Raw genomic sequence first — 1,079 nt, forward strand, 5'->3', positions numbered from 1 at the left:
ATAGATAGCTAGAGAACTAGCGGCAGAAGGGGTTTTTTCTTTGTTTTATTCATCTGAATCGAATTATACCATCCTCGAGGATAAAACCGCAACAGGTAAAAAGCGGGATTGGAAGGGGAAAAAGGTGAGATCGTCGCTTATGGCGGCTCACTATGAAGGACTTGAAAAGCGTACCGGTGCGCCTTACTACGGAAAAAAGGCAGAGAAAGTATGTGATTGTGCGGAATGTCTTGCGTTTAAGAGGGATCGAGAAACGGGCAGACTACGATTATATCAAGCCTATTTTTGTAAAGTGAGGTTATGCCCTATGTGTGCGTGGCGAAGGTCATTGAAAATTGCTTATCACAACAAATTGATCGTTGAAGAAGCCAATCGGCAATATAAGCCAGCATGGATATTTCTCACGTTGACAGTAAAAAACGTTGAGGGTGATGATCTGAAACAGACCATTTCGGATATGATGAAAGGTTTTAATAGATTGATGAAATATAAAAAAGTTGATTCTGCGGTGCGTGGGTATTTCAGAGCTTTAGAGATTACGAAAAATCATGAAGAAAATACATATCATCCGCATTTTCATGTGTTAATACCTGTTCGTACTAATTACTTTGGTAAGAACTATATTAATCAAAAAGAATGGACAAGCCTTTGGAAAAGAGCAATGAAATTGGATTACACACCTATTGTGCATGTGCAGAGGGTCAAAGGTAAAAAGGGAATCGATGCGGAAGCGATTGAAAAAGAAGTACGCAAAGAAATGGAAGAACAGAAAGCTATTTTAGAGATTTCTAAGTATCCAGTGAAAGACACTGATGTGATACGTGGGAATGAAGTGACCGAGGAAAATTTGGATACGGTCTATTATTTGGATGATGCGTTAAATGCCAGGCGGTTGATCGGCTACGGCGGGATCTTGAAAGAGATTCATAAGGAACTGAATTTGACGGACGCCGAGGACGGGGATCTTGTCAGAATTGAAGAAGATGAAGACGAGGTAGCTAATGAGACGTTCGAGGTTATGGCGCATTGGCATGTAGGAATTAAGAATTACATAATTAATTAAATAAAGCAGACAATTT

General features: G+C 39.8%; 1 protein-coding gene. It reads left to right on the top strand.

Annotated elements, in window-relative coordinates:
• Positions 1–124 precede the first annotated feature (124 nt).
• Positions 125–1,063 carry a protein rep gene (locus ACFVVI_RS35655; RefSeq protein WP_387449435.1) on the top strand — a complete coding sequence of 313 codons (939 nt, stop codon included), beginning with the start codon at positions 125–127 and terminating at the stop codon, positions 1,061–1,063.
• Positions 1,064–1,079 lie beyond the last annotated feature (16 nt).

The organism is Nocardia sp. NPDC058114 (assembly GCF_042884695.1).
Lineage (GTDB): Bacteria > Actinomycetota > Actinomycetes > Mycobacteriales > Mycobacteriaceae > Nocardia.